Annotated in this window: 20 protein-coding genes and 1 tRNA gene; 7 read left to right on the plus strand and 14 right to left on the minus strand. The window is 70.8% G+C overall.

What is annotated here, in order from left to right:
* Positions 1-65: 65 nt before the first annotated feature.
* Both AOM04_RS10735 and polA read right to left on the minus strand, forming a co-directional pair.
* Positions 66-1145 carry a 6-phosphofructokinase gene (locus tag AOM04_RS10735; RefSeq protein WP_369401363.1) on the minus strand — a complete coding sequence of 360 codons (1080 nt, stop codon included), beginning with the start codon at positions 1143-1145 and terminating at the stop codon, positions 66-68.
* Complete coding sequence (gene polA / locus AOM04_RS10740; protein WP_082104579.1) at positions 1099-3759, minus strand: DNA polymerase I; 2661 nt, start codon at positions 3757-3759, stop codon at positions 1099-1101. The genes AOM04_RS10735 and polA overlap by 47 nt, the downstream gene beginning before the upstream one ends.
* Positions 3760-3777: 18 nt before the next feature.
* Between polA and AOM04_RS10745 the strand changes: the two genes are divergently transcribed.
* The 5 genes from AOM04_RS10745 to AOM04_RS10765 all read left to right on the plus strand — a co-directional run bounded on the left by AOM04_RS10745 (position 3778) and on the right by AOM04_RS10765 (position 7963).
* Positions 3778-4194 carry a PaaI family thioesterase gene (locus AOM04_RS10745; RefSeq protein ID WP_062464777.1) on the plus strand — a complete coding sequence of 139 codons (417 nt, stop codon included), beginning with the start codon at positions 3778-3780 and terminating at the stop codon, positions 4192-4194.
* 159 nt (positions 4195-4353) lie between these two features.
* Positions 4354-5424: a branched-chain amino acid ABC transporter permease gene (locus AOM04_RS10750; protein ID WP_062464778.1), complete on the plus strand. Its 1071-nt coding sequence runs from the start codon at positions 4354-4356 to the stop codon at positions 5422-5424.
* Between the two features lies 1 nt (position 5425).
* A complete protein-coding gene (locus tag AOM04_RS10755; RefSeq protein WP_062464779.1) occupies positions 5426-6400 on the plus strand; it encodes a branched-chain amino acid ABC transporter permease in 975 nt (324 codons plus the stop codon).
* A complete protein-coding gene (locus tag AOM04_RS10760) occupies positions 6393-7232 on the plus strand; it encodes an ABC transporter ATP-binding protein (protein WP_062464780.1) in 840 nt (279 codons plus the stop codon). Before AOM04_RS10755 ends, AOM04_RS10760 begins: the two co-directional genes overlap by 8 nt.
* On the plus strand, positions 7232-7963 hold the full coding sequence (locus tag AOM04_RS10765) for an ABC transporter ATP-binding protein (RefSeq protein WP_062464781.1): 732 nt from the start codon (positions 7232-7234) through the stop codon (positions 7961-7963). Before AOM04_RS10760 ends, AOM04_RS10765 begins: the two co-directional genes overlap by 1 nt.
* 375 nt (positions 7964-8338) lie before the next feature.
* Here the strand turns inward: AOM04_RS10765 and AOM04_RS10770 are convergent, their stop codons facing one another.
* Together AOM04_RS10770 and AOM04_RS10775 are read right to left on the minus strand one after the other, a co-directional pair.
* Positions 8339-9613 (minus strand): ABC transporter substrate-binding protein, encoded by a 1275-nt coding sequence (locus AOM04_RS10770; RefSeq protein ID WP_062464782.1) that lies wholly within the window; start codon positions 9611-9613, stop codon positions 8339-8341.
* Positions 9614-9773: 160 nt separating this feature from the next.
* A complete protein-coding gene (locus AOM04_RS10775; protein ID WP_062464783.1) occupies positions 9774-10403 on the minus strand; it encodes an ANTAR domain-containing response regulator in 630 nt (209 codons plus the stop codon).
* Positions 10404-10424: 21 nt separating this feature from the next.
* Here AOM04_RS10775 and AOM04_RS10780 point away from each other — a divergent pair.
* Positions 10425-10498, plus strand: a tRNA-Leu gene (locus AOM04_RS10780).
* Between the two features lie 64 nt (positions 10499-10562).
* Positions 10563-11033 carry a methylglyoxal synthase gene (locus AOM04_RS10785; protein WP_062464784.1) on the plus strand — a complete coding sequence of 157 codons (471 nt, stop codon included), beginning with the start codon at positions 10563-10565 and terminating at the stop codon, positions 11031-11033.
* 73 nt (positions 11034-11106) lie between these two features.
* On the opposite strand, the gene pyk is transcribed toward AOM04_RS10785, so the two are convergent.
* The 10 genes from pyk to hisI form a co-directional block, all read right to left on the minus strand.
* Positions 11107-12528, minus strand: coding sequence for a pyruvate kinase (pyk, locus tag AOM04_RS10790; RefSeq protein ID WP_062464785.1), 1422 nt, complete (start codon positions 12526-12528; stop codon positions 11107-11109).
* Positions 12529-12543: 15 nt separating this feature from the next.
* Positions 12544-14010, minus strand: a complete 1467-nt coding sequence (locus AOM04_RS10795; RefSeq protein WP_062464786.1) for a glutamate synthase subunit beta — start codon at positions 14008-14010, stop codon at positions 12544-12546.
* Positions 14003-18538, minus strand: coding sequence for a glutamate synthase large subunit (gene gltB, locus AOM04_RS10800; RefSeq protein ID WP_062464787.1), 4536 nt, complete (start codon positions 18536-18538; stop codon positions 14003-14005). Before gltB ends, AOM04_RS10795 begins: the two co-directional genes overlap by 8 nt.
* Positions 18539-18660: 122 nt before the next feature.
* A complete protein-coding gene (lgt, locus tag AOM04_RS14620; protein ID WP_062464788.1) occupies positions 18661-19590 on the minus strand; it encodes a prolipoprotein diacylglyceryl transferase in 930 nt (309 codons plus the stop codon).
* On the minus strand, positions 19587-20375 hold the full coding sequence (gene trpA / locus AOM04_RS14625) for a tryptophan synthase subunit alpha (RefSeq protein ID WP_062464789.1): 789 nt from the start codon (positions 20373-20375) through the stop codon (positions 19587-19589). Before trpA ends, lgt begins: the two co-directional genes overlap by 4 nt.
* Positions 20372-21580, minus strand: a complete 1209-nt coding sequence (gene trpB / locus AOM04_RS14995) for a tryptophan synthase subunit beta (protein ID WP_062464790.1) — start codon at positions 21578-21580, stop codon at positions 20372-20374. Before trpB ends, trpA begins: the two co-directional genes overlap by 4 nt.
* On the minus strand, positions 21577-22386 hold the full coding sequence (trpC, locus tag AOM04_RS10820; RefSeq protein ID WP_062464791.1) for an indole-3-glycerol phosphate synthase TrpC: 810 nt from the start codon (positions 22384-22386) through the stop codon (positions 21577-21579). The genes trpB and trpC overlap by 4 nt, the downstream gene beginning before the upstream one ends.
* Positions 22387-22464: 78 nt before the next feature.
* Positions 22465-22701: an HGxxPAAW family protein gene (locus AOM04_RS10825; RefSeq protein ID WP_062464792.1), complete on the minus strand. Its 237-nt coding sequence runs from the start codon at positions 22699-22701 to the stop codon at positions 22465-22467.
* A gap of 32 nt (positions 22702-22733) precedes the next feature.
* Complete coding sequence (locus AOM04_RS10830; protein WP_062464793.1) at positions 22734-24281, minus strand: anthranilate synthase component I; 1548 nt, start codon at positions 24279-24281, stop codon at positions 22734-22736.
* Positions 24278-24643, minus strand: a complete 366-nt coding sequence (hisI, locus tag AOM04_RS10835; RefSeq protein WP_062464794.1) for a phosphoribosyl-AMP cyclohydrolase — start codon at positions 24641-24643, stop codon at positions 24278-24280. The genes AOM04_RS10830 and hisI overlap by 4 nt, the downstream gene beginning before the upstream one ends.
* Positions 24644-24753 lie beyond the last annotated feature (110 nt).

Genomic DNA, 24753 nt, shown 5'->3' on the forward strand with positions numbered 1-24753 from the left:
GGGGCAATGCGACGGCCCGGGGGCGGCGCGCGATCGCGCCTGCTCCCCGGGCCGGTCGGACTGCCTCAGAGGCCGCGGGCCGCCATGAGCAGCTCCTCGGGCACCCACTTGGTCTTGCCCATCATGGTGTCGAACGGCTCGAGCACGATGTGGTCGCCCTGCAGCGCGGTGAACTTGTGGCTCTCCCCCGCGACGATGCCGTCGATCGCCGCGACGCCCATGCGGGTGCCGAGCAGGCGGTCCGCCGCGGTGGGCACGCCGCCGCGCTGCACGTAGCCGAGCACCGTGAGGCGCGACGTGAAGCCCGTGGCCGCCTCGATCGCCTTGGTGACCTCGTGGCCGATCGAGCCGGCGATGGGGTTGCCCTTCTCGTCGATCGTGGCCTTGCCCGTCCAGTTGGAGCCCTCGGCCGGGAGCGCGCCCTCGGCGACGGCCACGATCGAGAAGTTCTTGTAGCGGTGACGGTGCTTGATGCGCTTGGCGATCACGTCGATGTCGAACGGCTCCTCGGGGGCGAGGATGATGTCGGCGCCACCCGCGATGCCCGCGGTGACGGCGATCCAGCCGCTGTGGCGGCCCATGAGCTCGACGACCATGACGCGGTTGTGCGACTCGGCGGTCGAGTGGAGGCGGTCGATCGCCTCGGTCGCGATCGACACCGCGGTGTCGAAGCCGATCGCGGCGTCCGTGCCGACCACGTCGTTGTCGATGGTCTTCGGGATGCCGATGACCGGCACGCCGAGCTCCTTCGAGACCTTGCCCGCCGCCTTGAGCGTGCCGTCGCCGCCGATGCAGATGAACCCGTCGAGCTTCTCGTTCTCGAACGTCTCCTTGACGGCCTCCATGCCGCCCTCGACCTTGTGCGGGTGGCACCGGGCGGTGCCCAGCATCGTCCCGCCGTGCACGAGGATCCCCGACACGTCGTCCCTGGTGAGCGGCTTCGCGTCGCCGTCGATCACGCCCTGCCAGCCGTTGTTGAACCCGACGATCGAGCAGCCCAGCTCCGAGGTCCCCCTCTTCACCACCGCCCGGATCGCAGCATTCAGGCCGGGGCAGTCTCCGCCGCCCGTGAGAAGTCCGATTCGCATGGCACCAACCCTAGTGTCCAGCGGTGCGCCAGTCACCGCCCGTTCCGACGTTGACATCGAGAGGGACGCTGAGATCGCCGGCGGCGCGCATCTCCTCCCGGAGGATGGCCTCGACCGCCGCGCGTTCACCCGGGGCTGTCTCGACCACGAGCTCATCATGCACCTGGAGTACCTGCCTGGATGCCAGACCTTCGTCCCTCAGGCGGCGGTCCACGCCCAGCATCGCGCGCTTGATGAGGTCCGCCGCGGAGCCCTGGATGGGGGCGTTGAGCGCGACCCGCTCGGCGATGTCGCGGCGCTGCCGGTTGGTCGACGTGAGGTCGGGGATGTAGCGGCGACGGCCGAACAGCGTCTCGGTGTAGCCGTCCTTGCGCGCCTGCTCGACCACGGCCTGGAGGTAGTCGCGCACGCCGCCGAAGCGGGAGAAGTAGTCGTCCATGAGCGCCTGGGCCGCCCCGACGGGCAGGCTCAGCTGCCGCGCGAGTCCGAACGACGACAGCCCGTACGCGAGTCCGTAGGACATCGCCTTGACGTGGGAGCGCATCTCCGGGGTGACGTCCTCGGGCGCGACGCCGTAGACCCGGGAGCCCACGAACCGGTGCAGGTCCTCCCCCGCCGCGAACGCCTCGATGAGGCCCGCGTCGCCCGACAGGTGCGCCATGATGCGCATCTCGATCTGCGAGTAGTCGGCCGTCACGAGCGTCTCGAAGCCGCCACCTACGGTGAACGCCTCGCGGATGCGGTGGCCCTCGGGGGTGCGGATCGGGATGTTCTGGAGGTTCGGGTCCTTGGAGCTGAGGCGCCCCGTGGCCGCGACGACCTGCGAGAAGGTGGTGTGGATGCGGCCGTCCGGCTGCACGGCCTGCGCGAGCGTCTCGATGATCTGCGACAGCTTGGTCGCGTCCCGGTGCGCGAGCAGCGCGGTGAGGAACGGGTGCGGCGCCTTCTCGTTGAGGTCGTGGAGGGACGATGCGTCGGTCGTGTAGCCCGTCTTGATCTTCTTGGTCTTGGGCATGCCGAGGCGGTCGAACAGCACCTCCTGGAGCTGCTTCGGCGAGCCGAGGTTGACCCGGTCCCCGCCGATCGCGGCGTACGCGTCCTCGGCCGCGCGGTCGGCGCGGGCGCGGGTCTCGTCGGCCAGGCCGGCCAGGGTGGACCTGTCGACGGCCATGCCGGCGTGCTCCATCCACGCCAGGACCGTGACCAGCGGGATCTCGAGGTCGCGGTAGAGGTCGGCCATGCCGCGCTCCGCGACCATCGGGTCGAGCACCGCCGCGAGGGCGCGCACGTGGGCCGCACGCTCGCCGGCGGTCTCGGCGGCCGAGCCTCCGAGGCCGAGGTCCAGCTCGCCCGCGGCGGGCCCGGCGTCGAGGCTGACGCCCATGTGACGCTGCAGGATCTGCTCGAGGTCGAAGCCGCGCTGGTCGGGGTTGACCAGGAACGCCGCGATCTGGGTGTCGCCGACGATGCCCGCCAGCTCCCAGCCGCGCGCCCGGAGGGCGTGCCAGCCGTCCTTCGCGGCGTGGAGGACCTTGGGGACCGATGCGTCCGCGAGCCACGCGCCGAGCGTCGCCTCGTCCGCGGGCGACAGGGCGGCGAGGTCCACGCCCCACGCGGCGTCGGCGGCGTCGGCGACGCCCAGGGCCCACGCGTCGGCGTCCACGCCGCCCCTGCCCTCGACGTGCAGCGCGACCGGGCCGGTCATCGCGGTGATGGCCGCGACCGCGCCCTCCGAGCGGACCACCACGGCCACGGTCTCGACGGCCGTCTCCCCCGCATCGTCCCCCTTGACGAACGGCATGAGGCGGTCGCGCAGCGTGCGGAACTGGAGCGCGTCGCACATGCGGTGGATCTCGGCGGCGTCGCCGCCGCCGAACTCGAGGTCCGCGAGCGGGACCGCGACGTCGAGGTCGGTCAGCAGGTGGTTGAGCTCACGGTTGAGCCGCACCTGATCGAGGTGGTCGCGCAGCGACTGGCCGGCCTTGCCCGGGACGTCGTCGGCGGCGTCGAGGATGCCGGGCAGCCCGCCGTACGTGGTGATCCACTTGGCGGCGGTCTTGGGCCCCACGCCGGGCACGCCCGGCAGGTTGTCGCTGGTCTCACCGACCAGCGCGGCCATGTCGGGGTACTGCTCGGGCCGCACGCCGTACTTCTCCACGACGGCGTCGGGAGTGAAGCGGACCAGGTCCGAGACGCCCTTGCGCGGGTAGAGCAGCGTGACGTCGTCGTTGACGAGCTGGATGGTGTCGCGGTCGCCCGACACGACGAGGACGCGCATGCCGGCCTCGCGGCCCAGGCGCGCGTAGGTGGCCAGCAGGTCGTCGGCCTCGAAGTTGGCCTTGTCGACCGCCGCGACGCCGAGCGCGCCGAGCATCTCGCGGATGAGCGGCACCTGCGGCTCGAACTCCGGCGGGGTCGCGTCGCGCGTGCCCTTGTAGGACGGCAGGCGCTCGGTGCGGAACGTGCCGCCCGGCAGGTCGAAGGCCACGGCGACGTGGGTGGGGTCGTTGTCCTTGAGCAGCGTCGCCAGCATCGTCGTGAAGCCGTACACGGCGTTCGTCGACACGCCGGTCGAGGTCGCGAAGTTCTCGACCGGAAGCCCGAAGAAGGCTCGGAAGGCCATCGACAGTCCGTCGACGAGCAGGAGGGTTCCCTTGGTGGATTCGGTCACGGGTGCCAACCTATCTTCATGTCAGACGCCGACGACCCCCGCCCGTACCCCCCGCTCGAGGTCGGGCTGATCGCCCGCATGGGCATCTCCATCATGACGGTCACCCCCGACAGCGCGGTGGGGACGATGCCCGTCGAGGGCAACACCCAGCCGGCCGGCCTGCTTCACGGCGGGGCCTCCGGAGTCCTCGCCGAGACCCTCGCGTCGGTGGCCGCCGACGCGCACGCGAAGTCGATTCACCCCGATGGCGTCGCGATGGGCGTCGACCTCAACATCACGCACGTGCGCGGCGCGCGCGAGGGGATCGTCACGGGCACCGCCACCGCGCTCCACCTCGGCCGCACCATCGCGGCCTACAGGATCGACGTCACCGACGAGGACGGCGCGCTGCTCGCCTCGGCGCGGCTCACCTGCGCGGTGCGCACGCCGCGCTGACCCCGCCGCGCACCCCTCCCCCAGCCCCGCGAGACCCGGGACGCCCGATATGTCCCGCATCGTCAGGGCTGGAACACGCCTAGAAACGCCGACAAAGCATGTCCACAACACGCCGTTAACACGCCGGGTCTAGGGTGTCGCCCAATCGGAGGGAGAACGGTGATCACCAAACCCGACACACGGCTGCTCAAAGCGGTCGCACTGCTGCTGGTCGCGGCCACAGCATTCGTCATCGCGTCGCTGGTGCTGGGGGGTGATCACGCGGCCGCGACCACGGTCGACCCGGTGGTCGCCCCGGCCAACACGCCCAAGTCCCAGCTGGTCGTCCAGGGCCTCATCAACGGCACCGTGTTCGGCATCCTGCTCGCGCTCGCCGCGGTGGGCCTGTCGCTGATCTACGGCACGACCGGCCTGAGCAACTTCGCCCACGGTGAGCAGGTGACGTTCGGCGCGGTGCTGACGTACTTCCTCACCACCAAGAGCGACGTGTCGCTGCCGCTGATCCCGGCGCAGTTCAACATCGGGCTGCCGCTGCCGATCGCCGCGATCGTGGCGATCATCATCGCGGGCGGCACCGGATGGCTGCAGGACAAGCTCCTGTGGGGCCCGCTGCGCCGGCGCCGGATCGCCGCGCTGCAGCAGATGATCGTGAGCATCGGCCTCTCGCTCGCGCTGGTGAACCTGTTCCAGTGGTGGGTCGGCGGCGAGCGCTACCGCCTCACCACGTCGATCGACTCGCGCCTCACCTTCGGCGACTACTACATCGGCCGGCAGACGCTGCTGTCCGTCGTGATCGCGCTCATCGCGCTCGCCGGCGTCGCCTTCTTCCTGCTGCGCACCCGCCTCGGACGCGCGACCCGCGCGATCGCCGACAACCCGGCGCTCGCCTCCGCGTCCGGCATCCGCGTCGACGGCATCATCCGTCTCGTCTGGGTGATGGCGGCGGCGCTCGCCGCGCTCGGCGGCATCCTGCTCGCGCTGTACGAGAACGGCCTGTCGTTCGACCAGGGCGCGCGCCTGCTGCTGCTCATGTTCGCGGCCGTCACGCTCGGCGGCCTGGGTCAGGCCTTCGGCGCGCTCGTCGGCGCGCTCGTCATCGGCATCGTCACGGAGGTCTCCACCGTCGTGGTCGCCCCGGACATGAAGTACGCGTCGGCACTCGTGATCCTGATCGTGGTGCTGCTGATCCGGCCGCAGGGAATCCTGGGCCGCGCGGAGAGGGTGGGCTGACATGGATCTCCTCATCGACGCGCTGGGCGAGAGCTTCGCCCCCGCGACCGCCGCCTTCGCCATCGCGGCGATCGGCCTCAACTTCCACTTCGGACTCACCGGCCTCCTCAACATGGGCCAGGCGGGCTTCATGCTCCTGGGCATGTACGGCTACGCGATCTCGATCCGCAACGGGCTGCCGATCTGGGCCGCGATCCTCATCGCGATGGGCACCGCCATCGTCTTCGGCGCCATCCTGGGCTGGCCCACGCTCAAGCTCAAGGGCGACTACCTGTCGATCGTCACCATCGCCGCGGCCGAGATCGTGAGATACGCCGGACGCTCGCAGACGTTCGTCAACCTCACCGGCGCGTCCGTCGGCATCCGCGGCAACGAGTACAAGGGCCCCTTCGAGGACCTGTCGCCGTTCCCAGACGAGCGCATCACCGTGCTGTGGTGGACCTATCACGGCTCCGCGTCCAACTCGTGGTGGCTGCGCCTGGTCGCGTGGACCTTCGTCGGGCTCATGCTCCTGGTCTTCTGGCGCCTGTCGCGCTCCCCGTGGGGACGCGTGCTCAAGGGCATCCGCGAGGACGAGGACGCCGTGCGCTCGCTCGGCAAGAACGTCTACTGGTACAAGATGCAGGCCCTCATCATCGGCGGCGTCATCGGCGCCCTCGGCGGCGTGATCTGGTCGCTCGGCAACTCGGTCCAGCCGGACTCGATGGGCCGCGCCACCACGTTCTGGATCTGGACCCTGCTGCTGCTCGGCGGCGCCGCGACGGTCTTCGGCCCGGTGGTCGGGTCGATCGTGTTCTGGACGGCGCTGAGCCTGGTCAAGGGCCTCGCCAAGCTGTTCATCCCGGAGTCGATCATGCCGTCGACCGTCATCGAGCCGTTCGCGCTCATGCTGGTCGGTGTGACGCTCATGCTGCTCGTGATCTTCAGGCCGCAGGGCCTGCTCGGCAACAAGAAGGAGCTGGCCTTCCATGCCTGATCCCACCATCGTCGCCGGCATCGATCCGGTACCGGGCGTCGCCAAGCCCGACGCGATCCTCGTCGCCGACGGCGTCAAGCGCCGCTTCGGCGGCCTCACCGCCGTGGACGTCGCTCACTTCGAGGTGCAGCGCAACACCATCACGGCGCTCATCGGCCCGAACGGCGCCGGCAAGTCGACGTTCTTCAACCTGTTGACCGGCTTCGACCAGGCGCAGGAGGGCACGGGCACGTTCGACGGCCAGCCGCTACGCGGGATGCCGCCGGCCAAGGTCGCGCGCGCCGGCATGGTCCGCACGTTCCAGCTGACCAAGGCTCTCGAGGGCATGTCGGTCATGGAGAACATGCGCCTGGGCGCGCAGGACCAGCCCGGCGAGAACTTCTTCACCGCGTTCGTGCCGCCGCTCTGGCGCGCCCGCGAGCGGGAGATCACCGAGCAGGCCCACGAGCTCCTCCACCGCTTCAAGCTCTACGAGAAGCGTGACGACTCGGCCGGCTCCCTGTCCGGCGGCCAGCGCAAGCTCCTCGAGATGGCGCGCGCGCTCATGTCGAAGCCGACGATGGTCATGCTCGACGAGCCGATGGCGGGCGTCAACCCGGCGCTCACCGAGTCGCTGCTCGACCACATCATCGAGCTCAAGGAGGAGGGCATGACCGTCCTCTTCGTCGAGCACGACATGCACATGGTGCGCCGCATCTCCGACTGGGTGGCCGTCATGGCGCAGGGCAAGCTCATCGCCGAGGGTCCCGCCGGCTCGGTCATGCAGAACGAGGCCGTCCAGGACGCCTACCTCGGCGCGCATCACGACACCGACCTCGGGGAGGACCTCTGATGACCGACACGAACGACGTCCTCATCACCGCGGACGACGTCTGGGCCGGCTACATCCCCGGCGTCTCCATCCTCAACGGCTGCACGCTCGAGGTGAAGCGCGGCGAGCTGGTCGGGATCATCGGCCCCAACGGAGCCGGCAAGTCGACGTTCCTCAAGGCGCTGTTCGGGCTGGTGCCCGTCACCGGCGGCTCGTTCAACCTCGACGGCGACGACATCACGAACCTCCGCGCCGACCAGCTCGTGCGCCGCGGCATCGGCTTCGTCCCCCAGACGAACAACGTGTTCCCGTCGCTGACGATCGCGGAGAACCTCGAGATGGGCGCCTTCCAGGCCCCCAAGACGTACAAGCAGCGCCTCGAGGTGGTCGGCGACCTGTTCCCCGTGCTCATCGACCGCAAGGACCAGCGGGCGGGCTCGCTCTCGGGTGGCGAGCGCCAGATGGTCGCCATGGCGCGCGCGCTCATGATGGACCCGAAGGTGCTGCTGCTCGACGAGCCCAGCGCCGGCCTCTCCCCCGCCCGCCAGGACGAGACCTTCGTCCGCACGCGTGCGATCAACCAGACCGGCGTCACCGTCATCATGGTCGAGCAGAACGCCCGCCGCTGCCTGCAGATCTGCGACCGCGGCTACGTCCTCGACCAGGGCACGGCCGCCTACTCGGCGACCGGCCGCGAGCTGCTCAAGGACCCCAAGGTCATCGAGCTGTACCTCGGCACGCTCGGCGCGTAGCGCCTCGTCCCTCGCCCGCAGGCCCCGGCTCCACCCCCACGGTGGGCCGGGGCCTTCCGCTTGCCCGGGGACGATGCGGGGGGCGCGGGGTGCACCTCCCCGCGACGCTCTCCGTTTTCACGGGGTTGCGAATCGGCCGCGGCGGATCATTGCGTCCATCGGGACGATGCGCGGGTTCCGTGCGCGTCTGGCGCCCCTCTGAGGGTGCCAGGCCGGCATGGCGGCCCTCATCGCGGCCCTCCCGCGTTCGCAACCACGTGAATTCGGAGAGCGCGCGGAACGGATCCCCGGGAGCCGCTCACCGCGCGGCGTGGCGCCCGGGAACGCGGGAAGGGCCCCGGCCGAAGCCGGGGCCCTTCCGTGAGGATCCGTCGATCAGGAGGCGGACCAGGCGACCTCGTCCACGCGGTGCGGGACGTTGTTCTCGTCGTACTGGTACACGCCGATGATGGCGGTCGTGGGGTCGTTCTGGTCGTTGAACGAGCCGGCACCCGAGATCGACTTGTACGCGATCTCCGAGCCGTCGTTGATCAGACCCGAGCACTCGACCCAGCCGGTGCACTCGGTGCCGCCGGTCGAGCCCGACACCGCGGCCATGTTGGCCTGGATGTCGTCGGGGGCCGAGGAGCCGCCCTTGAGCGCGGCCAGCGCGACGAGCATGACGGCGTCGTACGACTCGGGGCCGTAGGAGTAGTCGCTCAGCGTGCTGCCGTTGGCCTCGTCGAGACGCTTCTTGAAGGCGTCGTCGGCGGCGGCGCCGGGGATGGTGCCCTTGCCGCCCTCGAGCGTGCCCGGGTCGAAGGTCTCGGACCAGTCGGCCGTGTTGCCGTCCGTCATGTAGATCTTCGTCGCGTCGTAGCCGGAGCTGACGAGGGCGGGGATGATCTGCGCGGTCTGGTTGAACGCGATCATGAGGATGGCGTCGGGGTTGGTCGCGAGGGCGTTCTGGACGTCCGCCTCGTAGTTGGTCGCCTTGGGGTCGATCTCCTGGCCCGAGGTGCCGTAGGTGATCGTGCCGCCGGCGGCCTCGACCGTCTCCTGGACCACGTTCCGGAAGGAGGTGCCGTAGTCGTCGTTCTGGACGAGGACCGCGATGTTCTTCGCGCCGTCGGTCATCATCAGGTCGGCGACCGCCGCGCCCTGAGCCGTGTCCGGCGGGGCGGTGCGGAAGTAGTACGGCGAGTAGCCGGACAGCGACGTCGAGGTGTTGGCGGGCGACACCATGACGATGCCGGCCGCGTCGACGTCGTCGATCACGTTGAGCGTCACCGAGGAGGACGCCGCGCCGATGATCGCGGACACGTTGTCCGAGATCAGGTCGTTGATCGACTGGGAGCCGATGGTCGGGTTGTCGGCGTCGGACGAGTCCGTCTCCTTGAGCGACACGTCCGCGCCGAAGATGCCGCCCGCCTCGTTGATCTCCGAGATGGCGAGCTTGACGCCGGCGATCTCCGGCGGGCCGAGGAACGCGAGCGAACCCGTGACCGGCAGGAACGTGCCGACCTTCAGGGGCTCACCCGACGCACCACCACCGGTGCTGGCGTCCGCGCTCGAGTCTCCGCTGCTGGAGTCCGTCGAGCACGCGGCGAGGGACAGGGTCGCGACGGCGGCGAATGCCGCGCCTCGCGCGATGGAGTTCCATCGTGCCATGTTGTTTCCTCCCACTCGGCGAGATGATCTCGCCTCGGTTGACTCGCCACCGGCGATATCCGGTGGCGGTAAGCGTCAACCTAGCGTGGGAAGATTTCACGTTCGCGTCGTGTCTATCACGATTCCGTGACAGAAAACGCCGTCCCCCGAACGGTTTGGGCTACTTTCCACCCATCTGCTCGATCACGGCCTCCGCGACCTCTCGCATCGTGAGACGGCGGTCCATCGAGGTCTTCTGGATCCAGCGGAAGGACTCGGGCTCGTTGAGCTTCATCTTCTCCATGAGCAGGCCCTTCGCGCGCTCGACCTTCTTGCGGGTCTCCATGCGCTCGGTGATGTCCGCGATCTCGTTCTCGAGCGCACGGATCTCGACGTAGCGCGACGCGGCGATCTCGACGGCGGGCAGCAGGTCTCCCGGCGTGAAGGGCTTGACCACGTACGCCATGGCGCCGGCGTCGCGCGCGCGCTCGACCAGCTCGGTCTGCGAGAAGGCGGTGAGCAGGACCACGGGCGCGATGCGCTCCTTCGCGATCTGCTCGGCCGCGGTGATGCCGTCCATCACGGGCATCTTCACGTCCATGACGACCACGTCGGGCTTGTGCTCGCGCGCGAGCGCGACGCCCTCCTCGCCGTTGGCGCCCTCGCCGACGACGTCGTAGCCGCCCTCGCGCAGGGTCTCGACGATGTCCATGCGGATCAGCGCCTCGTCCTCCGCGACAACGGCGCGACGCGCGCGCGTGGTGGCCGGGATCGCCGGCTCGGCCTGGGTGGTGTCGTTCGCATCAGTCACAGGCGATAGCCTAGTGCCCCCGCCCCGGTAGCCCAACTGGCAGAGGCACGCGGCTCAAACCCGCGGTGTTGTGGGTTCGAATCCCACCCGGGGTACGCATCGTTCCTGGGACGACGGTCCCGGTGACGCGCACGTCGCGGCCCGTGGGATGCTCGGAGCATGACCACCACCGACACGCCCGCGGCGCACGCGCCGATGCACATCGCGCTCGTGGCGCACGACAACAAGAAGGCCGAGCTGCTCGAGTGGGCCTCGTTCAACAAGGGCTCGCTCTCCCCGCACCACCTCTATGCGACGGGCACCACGGGCACGATGCTCGAGTACGAGCTGGGCCTCAGGATCCACCGGTTCCTGTCGGGTCCTGTGGGAGGCGACCAGCAGATCGGTGCGCGCATCGCCGAGGGCCGGCTCGACATGCTCATCTTCTTCTGGGACCCGTTGGAGCCGCAGCCGCATGACCCGGACGTCAAGGCGCTGCTGCGCCTGGGCGCGCTGTGGAACATCCCGATGGCCTCCAACGTCTCGACCGCGGACTTCCTCATCTCCTCGCCCCTGTTCGCGCAGGGCTACGAGCGCAAGGTGCCCGACCTGGGCCCGCGCGACTGGGAGGAGATGCGCGAGGGCGACTGACGCATCGTCCCGTGAACGACGAGGACCCCGCCGGCCGAGGCCGACGGGGTCCTGTCGTGTGCAGGCGTGGCGCTTAGCCGCGGACCTGACCGACCTTGTGCACGAAGATCGAGTTCGTGGTGCCGGGCACGCCCACCGGGGTGCCGGACACGACGACCACGTAGTCGCCGTCCACCGCGCGGCCCGACTCCTTGAGGTAGGTGTCGACCAGCGTCACCATCTCGTCGGTCGAGTCGACCTTGTTGACGAGCTCGGCGTGGATGCCCCAGGAGAGCGCGAGGCGCTTCTGGGTGGCCGCGTCGGGCGTGAACGCCAGCATCGGGGTCGAAGGACGCAGGCGCGACATGCGCAGCGCCGAGTCGCCCGACTGGGTGAACGTCACGATGTACTTGATGTCGAGGTTCTCGGCGATCTCGGCCGCGGCGTGGGTGACGGCGCCACCGCGCGTGTGCGGGGTCGAGAGGTACGGCGCGATGCGCGAGTAGCCCTTCTCCTCCGTGTTCTTCACGATGCGGGCCATGGTCTCGACCGTGACGATCGGGAAGTCGCCGACCGAGGTCTCGCCGGAGAGCATGACCGCGTCGGTGCCGTCGAGGATCGCGTTGGCGCAGTCCGAGGTCTCGGCGCGCGTGGGGACCGGCGAGTGCGTCATCGACTCGAGGACCTGCGTGGCGACGATGACCGGCTTGGCCTGCGAGCGGCACAGCTCGATGGCGCGCTTCTGGACGAGCGGCACCTCCTCGAGCGGGAGCTCGACGCCGAGGTCGCCGCGGGCGACCATGACGCCGTCGAACGCGTCGACGATCTCGGCGAGGTTCTCGACGGCCTGCGGCTTCTCGACCTTCGCGATGACCGGGCGGACGATGCCCTCCTCGGCCATGATGCGGGCGACGTCGTCGTAGTCCTTGGCGGAGCGGACGAACGACAGGGCGATGAAGTCGGCGCCGAGGTGGAGGCCCCAGCGGAGGTCCTCCTCGTCCTTCTCCGACATCGCGGGGACCGACACGGCGACGCCCGGGAGGTTGATGCCCTTGTTGTTGGACACGGGGCCCGGGACGACGACCTTCGTCACGACGTCGGTGCCGTCGACGACCTCGGTCACCTCGAGGCGGACCTTGCCGTCGTCGATGAGGAGGATGTCGCCGGGCTTGCAGTCGCCCGGGAGGCCCTTGAACGTGGTGCCGCAGATGTCCTTGGTGCCCACCACGTCGCGCGTGGTGATCGTGAAGACGTCGTCGACGGCGAGCTCGTGCGGGCCGTCCGCGAACTTCTCGAGACGGATCTTCGGGCCCTGGAGGTCCACGAGGACGGCGACGTTGCGACCGAGCTCCTCGGCAGCCTGGCGGATGTTGCGGTAGACGTTCTCGTGCTCCTCGAAGGAGCCGTGGCTGCGGTTGATACGGGCGACATCCATGCCCGCCCCCACCAGCTTGCGCATCTGGTCGATCGGCGACGTGGCCGGTCCGATCGTGCAGACAATCTTCGCGTTACGCATGTTCTCCAACCTCGTTCAGGCGCGAAGCGCCGTCGTGTGCGCCGTCACCGGCGCCGGGAGCTCGGTGCTCCCTGACAAGTATTCATCTATGGCGGCCGCGGCCGCTCGTCCTTCCGCGATCGCCCAGACGACGAGGGACGCTCCGCGACCGGCATCGCCGGCCACGTACACGCCCTCCTGGGTGGTCGCGTAGTCGTGCGCGCGCTCGATCTGACCGCGCGTTGTCAACGCTACCTGGGACTGTGCCTGGAGGTTCGTGACCTCTGGCCCAGTGAAGCCCATCGCGATGAGGACCAGGTCCGCCGGGATCTCGCGCTCGGTCCCCGGGGTCGGGGTGCGGGATCCGTCGGGGTTGTACTGCGTCACGGCGACGCGGAGCGACCGCACGTGACCGTTCTCGTCGCCGAGGAACTCGACGGTGGACGCGAGGTAGTCGCGCTCTCCGCCCTCCTCGTGGCTCGAGGACACTTCGAAGAGCCGCGGGTCGGTGGGCCACGGCTGGCTGTCGGGACGCTCCGTCGGGGGCTTCTTGCCGATGGCGAGCGTGGTGACGCTCGCGGCGCCCTGGCGCAGGGCCGTGCCGATGCAGTCGGAGCCCGTGTCGCCGCCGCCGATGACGATGACGTGCTTGCCCTGGGCGTGGATCTGGTGCACGACCTCGTCGCCCGCGGCGGCCTGATTGCCCTGGTGCAGGTACGGCATCGCGAAGTGGATGCCGTCGAGCTCGCGGCCCGGGATCGGCAGGTCGCGCTCGACCGGGGCGCCCGTGGCGATGAGCACGGCGTCGTAGCGGGCGCGCAGGTCGTCCCAGGTGATGTCGGTGCCGATCGTCACGCCCGTGCGGAAGCGGGTGCCCTCGCGGTCCATCTGCGCCACGCGGCGGTCGATGACGTGCTTCTCCATCTTGAAGTCCGGCACGCCGTAGCGGAGCAGGCCGCCGATGCGGTCGTCCTTCTCGTACACCGCGACCGTGTGGCCGGCGCGCGTGAGCTGCTGGGCGGCCGCCATGCCGGCGGGGCCCGAGCCGACCACGGCCACCGTCTTGCCGGTGTGGCGCTGCGCGATGTGCGGCGTGACGTTGCCGTCCTCGAACGCGCGCTCGATGATCTCGACCTCGACGTTCTTGATGGTGACGGCGGGCTGGTTGATGCCCAGCACGCACGACGTCTCGCACGGCGCCGGGCAGATGCGGCCCGTGAACTCCGGGAAGTTGTTGGTCGCGTGGAGCCGCTCGATGGCGTCGGCGTACTGGCCGCGCCACACGAGGTCGTTCCACTCGGGGATGAGGTTGCCCAGCGGGCAGCCCTGGTGGCAGAAGGGGATGCCGCAGTCCATGCATCGTCCGGCCTGGCGCTTGAGGACCACCTCGTCGCGCCCCAGCTCGTCCTTGACCTCGCTCCAGTCGCGCAGGCGGACGGGAACGGGACGGTACGGCGGGACCTCCCGCTCGCGCACCTTCAGGAATCCACGCGGGTCAGCCACCGGTCACCTCCAGGAACTCGGCCCACGCACCGGGGGCGGTGAGATCGCCGCCACGGGCGTCGAGCTCGGACAGCGCCTCGCGGACGCGTGCGTACTGTGCGGGCAGGATGCGCGTGAACCGCGCAACCGTCATCGGCCAGTCGGCGAGCAGCTCGCGCGCCACCGGCGAGTGGGTCTCGGCCTCGAACCGCTCGACGAGCGTGCGGACGATGACCTGGTCCTCGGGGTCGAGCGGGCTCAGCGTGAGCTCCCCCGAGGCCACGGACTGCGCGTTGACGCGCTCGGGCCGCAGGTCGAGCACGTAGGCCGTGCCTCCCGACATGCCTGCGCCCAGGTTGCGGCCCGTGCGGCCGAGGATCACGGCCGTGCCGCCGGTCATGTACTCGAGGCCGTGGTCGCCCACGCCCGACACGACCGCGGTCACGCCCGAGTTGCGGACGAGGAAGCGCTCGCCGACCTGGCCGCGCAGAAGGATCTCTCCCCCGGTGGCGCCGTAGCCGACCACGTTGCCCGCGATGACGTCGCGCGTCTCGTCGAGCATGGACTCGCGGGCGGGACGCACGACGATGCGGCCGCCGGACAGGCCCTTCGCGACGTAGTCGTTCGCGTCGCCCTCGAGGCGCAGCGTGATGCCGCGCGGGACGAACGCGCCGAACGACTGGCCGGCGCTGCCGCGGAACGTCACGTCGATCGTGTCGTCCGCGAGGCCCTCGCCGCGGTAGCGGCGCGTGACCTCGTAGCCGAGCATCGTGCCGACGGTGCGGTTGATGTTGCGCACGTCGCTGACGATGCGGACGGGCTCGCCGCGCTCGAGCGCGGGCTGGGCCTGCGCGATGAGCGTGTTGTCGAGCGCCTCGTCGAGGCCGTGGTCCTGCGTCGTCGAGTTCATGAGCGCCGCGCCGGCCTTGGGACGCGCGAGGATCGGCGCGAGGTCGAGACCCTGCGCCTTCCAGTGCGCGATCGCGGCGCGGGTCTCGAGCGCCTCGACGTGGCCCACGGCCTCCGCGATGGAGCGGAAGCCGAGCGCCGCGAGGTGCTCGCGGACCTGCGTCGCGATGAACTCGAAGAAGGTCTCGACGAACTCCGGCTTGCCCGAGAAGCGCGAGCGCAGCTCGGGGTTCTGGGTGGCGACGCCCACCGGGCAGGTGTCGAGGTGGCAGACGCGCATCATGATGCAGCCCTCGACCACCAGCGGGGCGGTCGCGAAGCCGAACTCCTCGGCGCCCAGCAGGGCGGCGATGACGACGTCGCGGCCGGTCTTCATCTGGCCGTCGACCTGGACCACGATGCGGTCGCGGAGGTCGTTGAGCACGAGCGTCTGCTGGGTGTCGGCGAGGCCGATCTCCCACGGGGCGCCGGCGTGCTTGAGCGAGTTCAGCGGGCTCGCGCCGGTGCCGCCGTCGTGTCCCGAGATGAGGACCACGTCGGACTTGCACTTGGCGACGCCCGCGGCGATGGTGCCGACGCCGACCTCGGCCACCAGCTTGACGTGGACGCGCGCCTTGGGGTTGGCGTTCTTCGCGTCGTGGATCAGCTGCTTGAGGTCCTCGATCGAGTAGATGTCGTGGTGCGGCGGCGGGGAGATGAGGCCCACGCCGGGGGTCGCGTGGCGGGTCTCGGCCACCCACGGGTAGACCTTGTTGCCCGGCAGCTGGCCGCCCTCGCCGGGCTTGGCGCCCTGCGCGAGCTTGATCTGGATGTCGTCCGCGTTGACCAGGTACTCGCTCGTGACGCCGAAGCGGCCCGACGCGATCTGCTTGATCGCGGAGCGGCGCTCGGGGTCGTACAGGCGCTCGACGGGCTCGCCGCCCTCGCCGGTGTTGGAGCGGCCGCCGAGGCGGTTCATCGCGATCGCGAGCGTCTCGTGCGCCTCCTGCGAGATGGAGCCGTACGACATGGCGCCCGTGTTGAAGCGCTTGACGATCTCGCTGATCGGCTCGACCTCGTCGATGTCGACGGCGGGCAGGCCCGAGTTGAGCTCGAGCAGGCCGCGCAGCGTCATGAGGCGCTTGGACTGCTCGTCGACGCGGTCCGTGTACTCCTGGAACACGTCGTAGCGGCGGGTGCGCGTCGAGTGCTGGAGCTTGAACACCGTCTCCGGGTCGAACAGGTGCTCCTCGCCGTCGCGGCGCCACTGGTACTCGCCGCCGGTGCGCAGGCGCTGGTGCGGCGGCAGCTCGCCGGACGCCGGGTACGCGTCGGCGTGGCGGGCCGCGACCTCCGCGGCGACCACGTCGAGCCCGACGCCGTCGATCTGGCTGGGGGTGCCGTTGAAGTGAAGGTCGACGAGCTCCTTGGACAGGCCGATCGCCTCGAACACCTGCGCGCCGCGGTAGGACGCCATGGTGGAGATGCCCATCTTGGACATGATCTTGAGGACGCCCTTGCCGAGCGCCTTGATGAGGTTCCGCGTCGCCTTCTCGGGGGTGACGTCGCCGAGGTAGCCGCGGTTGGCGAGGTCCTCGACCGTCTCCATCGCGAGGTACGGGTTGACGCAGCCCGCGCCGTAGCCGATGAGGAGCGCGACGTGGTGGACCTCGCGGACGTCGCCGGCCTCGACGACCATCGACAGCTGAGTGCGGCGGTGCGTGCGCACGAGGTAGTGGTGCACGGCCGACGTGAGCAGCAGCGACGGGATGGGCGCGAGGTCCGGGTTCGCGTCGCGGTCGGACAGCACGAGGAAGGACACGCCGTCCTCGATCGCCTCGTCGACCTCGCGGAAGATCTCCGACAGGCGCTGGTCGAGCGCCTCGGCGCCGCCCTTGACCGGGTACAGGCCGCGGATCTTGCGCGCCGAGAACACCCCGCGACGCTTGGGGTCGCGGTCGATGTGCAGGATCTTCGCGAGCTCGTCGTTGTCGATCACCGGGAAGTCGATGATGATCTTGCGCGCGTGCTCGGGGGTCGCGTCGAGCAGGTTCGGCTCGGGGCCGAGCGCGCCGCCGATCGCAGTGACGATCTCCTCGCGGATGGAGTCCAGCGGCGGGTTGGTCACCTGCGCGAACATCTGCACGAAGTAGTCGAACAGCAGGCGCGGCCGCTGCGACAGGACCGCGATCGGGGTGTCGGAGCCCATCGCGCCGATCGGCTCGACACCCTCGCGGGCCATCGGTGCGAGCAGGATCTTGAGCTCCTCCTCGCTGTAGCCGAAGGCGCGCTGACGGCGCTGGACCGAGCGGGCCGAGTGGGAGATGTGCTCGCGGTCGGGCACCTCGGACAGGCGGATCGCGTTGTCGGCGACCCACTGCTCGTACGGCTGCTCCTCCGCGAGGGCGGACTTGATCTCCTCGTCCTCGACGATGCGGCCCGCGCCGGTGTCGACGAGGAACATGCGGCCCGGCTGGAGGCGGCCCTTGCGGATCACCTTCGCGGGGTCGAGGTCGAGCAGGCCGGCCTCGGAGCCGCACACGACGAGGCCGTCGTCGGTCACCCAGAAGCGTCCGGGGCGCAGGCCGTTGCGGTCGAGCGTGGCGCCGATGACGGTGCCGTCGGTGAAGTGCAGCGCGGCGGGGCCGTCCCACGGCTCCATGAGCGCCGAGTGGTACTCGTAGAAGGCGCGGCGGGCGGGGTCCATCGCCTCGTTGTTCTCCCACGCCTCGGGGATCATCATGAGCAGCGCGTGCTGGATGGGCCGGCCGCCCAGGTGCAGCAGCTCGAGGACCTCGTCGAAGGACGCGGTGTCGGACGCGGAGGGCGTGCACACCGGCATGAGCGGCGCGAGGTCGCCCAGCAGCTCGGAGCGCAGCATGCCCTCGCGCGCGGCCATCCAGTTGCGGTTGCCGCGGACGGTGTTGATCTCGCCGTTGTGCGCGATGCCGCGCAGCGGCTGCGCGAGCGGCCACGACGGGAACGTGTTGGTCGAGAAGCGCGAGTGCACGAGCGCGAGCTCGGACGCGAACAGCGGGTGCGTGACGTCCGGGAAGACCTGCTCGAGCTGGTAGGTCGTGAGCATGCCCTTGTACGTGAGGGTGCGCGACGACAGCGACGCGAAGAAGGGGCCGCCAGCGTTCTCGGCGCGCTTGCGCACACGGTAGGCGCGGCGGTCGAGGTCGATCCCGGACACCCCGTCGACCGCGAGGAAGACCTGGCGGAACGTCGGCATGGCGCCGCGGGCGCTCGGGCCGAGCGGCTCGGGGTTGGTGGGCACGTCGCGCCAGCCGAGGACGGTCACGCCCTCCTGGTCCGCGGCGGACTCGAACGCGGCCACCTCGGCGGCCTCGGAGCCGGGCGTGAGGAACGCGATGCCGACGGCGTACTCCCCCGCCTCGGGCAGCTCGAACGGGGCGACCTCGCGCAGGAACGCATCGGGCACCTGGGTGAGGAGGCCCGCGCCGTCGCCGGTCTCCGTCTCGGCGCCGACGGCGCCGCGGTGCTCGAGGTTCTTCAGCGCGGTGAGGCCGGCATCGACGATGTCCCGGCCCGCCGTCCCGCGCAGGGTCGCCACGAAGGCGACGCCGCACGCGTCGTGCTCGTACGCGGGGTCGTAGAGCCCCGTCGCAGGCTGGGGAGCGCCAAGATGCGCGACCATCACACCGTCCTTAAGCGTCCCCGGGAGTACGGGGACATTCGTAGATTTCGGGGCGCCGTCGACCCGGTGTTGACACGGGCGTTCAGCCTACCGCGAACGACGGCAGGCGCGGAATCCCGTGCTCAGGCCCCGGTGGGGCCGTCACCCTGGGTGTCGGCGACATCAGACGTTCCATCGACGCCAGGCGCAGCATCGTCCTCGGGGTGGGAGGCGGGCGCCGCGAGCAGCGACCGGTCCGGTCGCTCGGGCGCCTTGCGCTGCCGCCATCCTAGGCCCACGAACGCGCCGATGGCGCCGAGCAGCACGACGACCGACACCCACTCGTTGATCCGGAGACCCAGGACCGTGACCGCCTCGTCGATGCGCAGGTGCTCGATCCAGATGCGTCCCGACACGTACACGATGACGTACAGCCAGAACACGCGGCCGCCGTACAGCTTGAGACGGCGGTCGAGGTAGATGATGAGCGCCGCGCCGGCGAGGTTCCACAGCAGCTCGTAGAGGAACGTCGGGTGGAACGTCGCGAACTGCGCGTAGCCGTCCGGGCGGAAGGCGGGGTCGATCTCGAGGCCCCACGGCAGCGTGGTGGGGCCGCCGAAGAGCTCCTGGTTGAAGTAGTTGCCCATGCGGCCGATCGCCTGTGCGATGAGCACGCCGGGCGCCGCGGAGTCCGCGAAGGCCGTGAAGCTCACGCCCGCACGCCGGGCGCCGATGTACGCGCCGAGCGCCCCGAGCGCGATCGCGCCCCAGATGCCCAGGCCGCCGTTCCAGATCTTGAGCGCGTCCCACGGGTGCCCGTTCGGCCCCCAGTACGGGGCCGGCGTGCTGATGACGTGGTAGATCCGCCCGCCGACGATCCCGAACGGGATCGCCCAGAACGCGATGTCGTAGACGGCCTCGGGGTCGCCGCCGCGCTCGACCCAGCGCCGCGTGGTGAGCCACACGGCCACCACGATGCCGAGCATGATCCAGAGCGCGTAGGCGTGGATGGTGAGCGGGCCGATCGAGAACGAGCTCCACTCGATGGGCGGGCTGGGGATGAAGGTCCTCACGCGGCCGACCTCACGCCCGCCGCGAGCTCGGCCACCTTGGCGCGCAGGCGCTCGAGGTCGCCCTCGTCGCCCAGGGCGCGGACGAAGGCCGTGCCGACGATGACGCCGTCGGCGAAGCCGGCGACCTCGGCCGCCTGCTCGCCGGTGGACACGCCCACGCCGATGCAGACGCGCTCGGCACCGGCCTCGCGTGCCTCGCGGACCACCCGCTCGGCCGCGTCGCCCAGCGCGGCGCGCTCGCCCGTCACGCCCATGAGCGGGGTGGCGTACACGAAGCCGCGCGTGGCGTCGCACGTGAGCCGCATGCGCTCGCGCGTCGTGGACGGGGCGACCAGGAAGATCGTGTCGACCTCCGCCGCGCGCGCCGCGTCCACCCACTCGGGGGCGGCGTCCGGGGTGAGGTCGGGCGTGATGACGCCCGCGCCCCCGGCGGCCCTGAGGTCGGCGGCGAAGCGGTCCCAACCACGCTGGAGCATGAGGTTCGCGTAGCTCATCACGACCGGCACCGCGCCCGCCTCCGCGACCGCGCGCACGGCGACGAACGCATCGTCCACCGTGACGCCGCGCTCGAGCGCGACCGCGGCCGCGTGCTGGATCACGGGGCCGTCGAGCACCGGGTCGGAGTACGGGGGGCCGACTTCGACCACATCGCAGCCGGCCTCCACCAGCACGCGCATGGCGGCGATCGACGTCTCGACGTCGGGGTAGCCGACGGGCAGGTAGCCGACGAGCGCGGCGCGCCCCTCGGCCTTGCACGCGTCGAGGCGGTCGGTCAGGGCGCTCACGCGTCCTCCTCCGGGAGCATGTCGAACCAGCGGGCGGCCTGCTCCACATCCTTGTCGCCGCGCCCCGACAGGGTCACGAGCAGCGTGGCGCCGGGACCCAGCTCCTTGCCGAGCCGGATCGCCCCGGCGAGGGCGTGCGCGGACTCGATGGCGGGCAGGATGCCCTCGGTGCGGGTGAGCAGGCGGAAGGCCTCCATGGCCTCGGCATCGGTGACGGGCCAGTACTCGGCGCGGCCGATGCTCGACAGCCATGTGTGCTCGGGGCCGACGCCCGGGTAGTCCAGGCCGGCCGAGATCGAGTGGGAGGGCTGCGTCTGGCCGTCGGCGTCCTGGAGGATGTACGACAGCGAGCCGTGGAGGATGCCGGGGCGGCCGCCCGTCAGGGTCGCCGCGTGGCGTCCCGTCTCGACCCCATCGCCCGCGGCCTCGCAGCCGATAAGCCGGACCGATGCATCGTCCAGGAAGGCGTCGAACGAGCCGATCGCGTTGGAGCCGCCGCCCACGCACGCGAGGACGGCGTCGGGCAGTCCGCCGAGGGCGAGCATCTGCTCGCGCGCCTCGACCGAGATGACGCGCTGGAAGTCGCGCACCATCGCCGGGAAGGGGTGCGGGCCGGCCGCGGTGCCGAACACGTAGTTGGTGGTGTCGACGTTGGCGACCCAGTCGCGGAACGCCTCGTTGATGGCGTCGCGCAGGGTGCGGGTGCCGGTCGCGACGGGGATCACCTCGGCGCCGAGCAGGCGCATGCGGGCGACGTTGAGCGACTGGCGCTCGGTGTCCTCCTCGCCCATGTAGATGACGCACTCGAGGTCCATGAGCGCCGCCGCGGTCGCGGTCGCGACGCCGTGCTGGCCGGCGCCGGTCTCGGCGATCACGCGGGACTTGCCCAGGCGCTTGGTGAGCAGCGCCTGGCCGAGCACGTTGTTGATCTTGTGCGAGCCGGTGTGGTTGAGGTCCTCGCGCTTGAGGAACACGCGGGCGCCGCCGGCGTGGGCGGCGAAGCGGGGCACCTCGGTGACGATGCTGGGGCGGCCCGTGTAGTCGCGGGCGAGGCGCTCGAGCTCGCCGGTGAAGGCGGGGTCGATGCGCGCCTTGTCGTACGCGTCGGTGAGCTCGTCGAGGGCCGCCATGAGGGCCTCGGGCACGAAGCGCCCGCCGAACTCGCCGAAGAAGGGCCCCGGGGCCGACTGGAGCGAGCCCGTCACGGACGAACCGAACGCAGCGCGGGGTGGGCGCCGGCGGCGACCATCTCCGCCACGGTCGCGCGCGGGTCGCGGTCCTTGACCAGCGCCTCTCCGCACAGCACGGCGTCGGCGCCCAGGCGGGCGTACTCGACCACGTCGTGGCTGTCGCGGATGCCCGACTCGGCGATCTTGAGGATGCCGTCGGGGATGTGCGGGGCGACACGCGCGAACGTGGTGCGGTCGACCTCGAGCGTGCGCAGGTTGCGGGCGTTGACCCCGATGACCGTCGCGCCGGCGTCGGCGGCACGCTTGGCCTCCTCCGCATCGTGCACCTCGACGAGCGCGAGCATGCCGAGCGAGTGGACGCGCTCGACCAGGCTCTCGAGCGCGAGCTGCTCGAGCGCCGCGACGATGAGCAGGACGACGTCCGCGCCGTGGGCGCGCGCCTCCCACACCTGGTAGGGGGTGACGATGAAGTCCTTGCGCAGGATGGGGATGTCCACCTTCGCGCGGACCGCGTCGAGGTCCGTGAGCGAGCCGTTGAAGCGGCGCTGCTCGGTGAGCACGGAGATGACCGACGCGCCGCCGGCGGCGTACTCGGTGGCGAGCAGCGCCGGGTCGGCGATGTCGGCGAGCTCGCCCTTCGACGGGCTCGAGCGCTTCACCTCCGCGATGATGCCCACCTCGTCGCGGGCCAGCACGGCCCGGGCGTCGAGGGCGCTCGGGAGGCGCGCGGCGCGCTCCTTGAGCTGGTCCATGGAGGTGAGCTCCTGGCGGACCGCGAGGTCCTCGAGCACACCTCCCACGATGCTGTCGAGAACGCTCATTCCACCCTCTCCCATAGCGGTCATGCTACCGCCGTCAAGGGACGCCCAAGGACGCCCCAAGGTTCCGGCACAGGGTGCCTAGGCGAGCGGCTGACCGTGGCCGAGCGCGCGCAGGACGGCGCCGGCGGCGAGCGACACGACGGCGACCCCGATGCCGGCGAAGGTCAGCGGGTGGACCGGGATCGCGATGCCGACGGACATGATCAGGGCTGCGATCACGAGGCCCACGTTGGTGACCCAGGCGGCGCGCGTCTTGCCGTGGTTGTGCGGCGCGATCTCGGGAAGGTCCTGGGGCTCCAGGTGGATGCTCGACATTGTTGCTCCTCGGGGACTGGAAGGATTGCGCGTCAGTGTAGCGAAGCCGGGGACGTCGCCAGGCGCGTCGCTGTGGCGATCGCGCGGATGAGCGCGGCGGCCTTGTGGCGGGTCTCGGCGGCCTCGTTCGCGGGCACGGAGTCCGCGACCACGCCGGCGCCGGCCTGGACGTGGGCGGTGCCGTCCGCGATGAGCGCGGTGCGGATCGCGATGGCCATGTCCATGTTGCCGGCGAAGTCGAGGTAGCCGACCGCGCCGCCGTAGAAGGCGCGGCGCGTGGGCTCGATCTCGTCGATGAGCGCGATGGCGCGCGGCTTGGGTGCGCCCGAGAGCGTGCCGGCCGGGAACACCGCCTGGAACGCGTCGAGGGCGCCGTGGGGGCTCTCGAGGCTCCCGACGACGGTCGAGCAGATGTGCATGATGTGCGAGTAGCGGTTGACCTGCATGAACTCGACCACCTCGACGGAGGTGGGCTCGCACACCTTGACGAGGTCGTTGCGCGCGAGGTCGACGAGCATGACGTGCTCGGCGATCTCCTTGGGGTCGGCGAGGAGCTCCTCCTGGAGCGCCTTGTCCTCCGCCGGGGTCGCGCCGCGCGGGCGCGAGCCCGCGATCGGGAAGGTCGACACGCGGCCGTCCTTGACTGTGCACAGCGACTCGGGGCTCGAGCCGACGACCGCGAACTCGCGGCCCTGGTCGTCCTCGAGCTGGAAGTAGTACATGTACGGGCTGGGGTTGAGGGTGCGCAGCACGCGGTACACCTCGAGCGGGGTCGCGTCGCACGCGACGTCGAAGCGCTGGGAGGGCACCATCTGGAACACCTCGCCGTCGCGGATCGCCTCCTTGGCGAAGTCGACGGCCTTCTCGTACTCGCCCGGCGCGCTGCGCTGGGCGATCTCGGGCTCCGGGCCGTCGGTGAGGACGGACAGCGGTCCGGGGACGGCGGCGGCGAGCTCTCGCTCCATCCGGTCGAGACGCGCGACGGCGTCGGCGTACGCGTTCTCGATGCCCGTCTCCTGAGCATCGGCGTTCACCGCGTTGGCGATGAGCCACACCGAGCCGTCGCGGTGGTCGATCGCGGCGATGTCGGTCGCGAGCAGCAGCAGCACGTCGGGCACGTCGAGCTCGCGTGGCGCCTTCATGGGCAGGGTCGGCTCCCACTGGCGGATGATGTCCCAGCCGAGCACGCCGACCATGCCGCCCGTGAGCGGCGGGAGGCCCTCGATCGCCTCGGAGCGCATCTCGTCCAGCACGTGCGCGATGGCCTGCAGGGGCGCGCCGTCGCTCAGGCCCACGGGGACGTCCCCGCTCCACCGCGCATCGTCCCCGTCCACGGTGAGCATCGCGCGGCTGCGCACGCCCACGAACGAGAAGCGCGCGCGGGAGCCGTCGGGCTCGGCGGACTCGAGGATGAACGTGCCGGGCCGCTCCTGCGCGAGGGCGCGGTAGACGGCGACGGGTGTGAGCGAGTCGGCGAGCAGGCGGCGGACCACGGGCACCACGCGGTGCGAGGCGCCGAGGTCGACGAAGCCCTCGAGCGTGGGCCAGGTCTGGCCCCACTCGACGGACACGGCGGTCATGCGGCGCCTTCCAGGCCGTTCACGGCGCCCAGGTCTCCCCCGGCCTCGAAGCACGTGCGGGTGCCCGTGTGGCAGGCCGGACCCTGCTGGTCGACCTCGAGCAGCAGCGCGTCGCCGTCGCAGTCGAGGCTCACGCGCACGACGCGCTGGACGTTGCCGGAGGTGTCGCCCTTGCGCCACAGCTCCTGGCGCGAACGGCTCCAGTAGACGGCGCGGCCGCTGGTGAGGGTCTCGTGCAGGGCGTCGTCGTTCATCCACGCCACCATGAGCACCTCGCGGGTGTCATGCTGCTGGACCACGGCGCAGACGAGTCCGGCGGGGTCGCGCTTGAGGCGCGCTGCGAGGTCGGCGTCGAGAGGCATGCAGCCCATCCTTCCACGGGTGACGCCTCGCACCGATGCACCCCTCCACACGAGCCGCCTGGTGGGAGCGCTCTGGGATGCAACTCGCGCGGCAAACGCCGAGTCGAGCG

Source organism: Demequina soli (assembly GCF_000971195.1).
Taxonomy (GTDB): Bacteria; Actinomycetota; Actinomycetes; order Actinomycetales; family Demequinaceae; genus Demequina; species Demequina soli.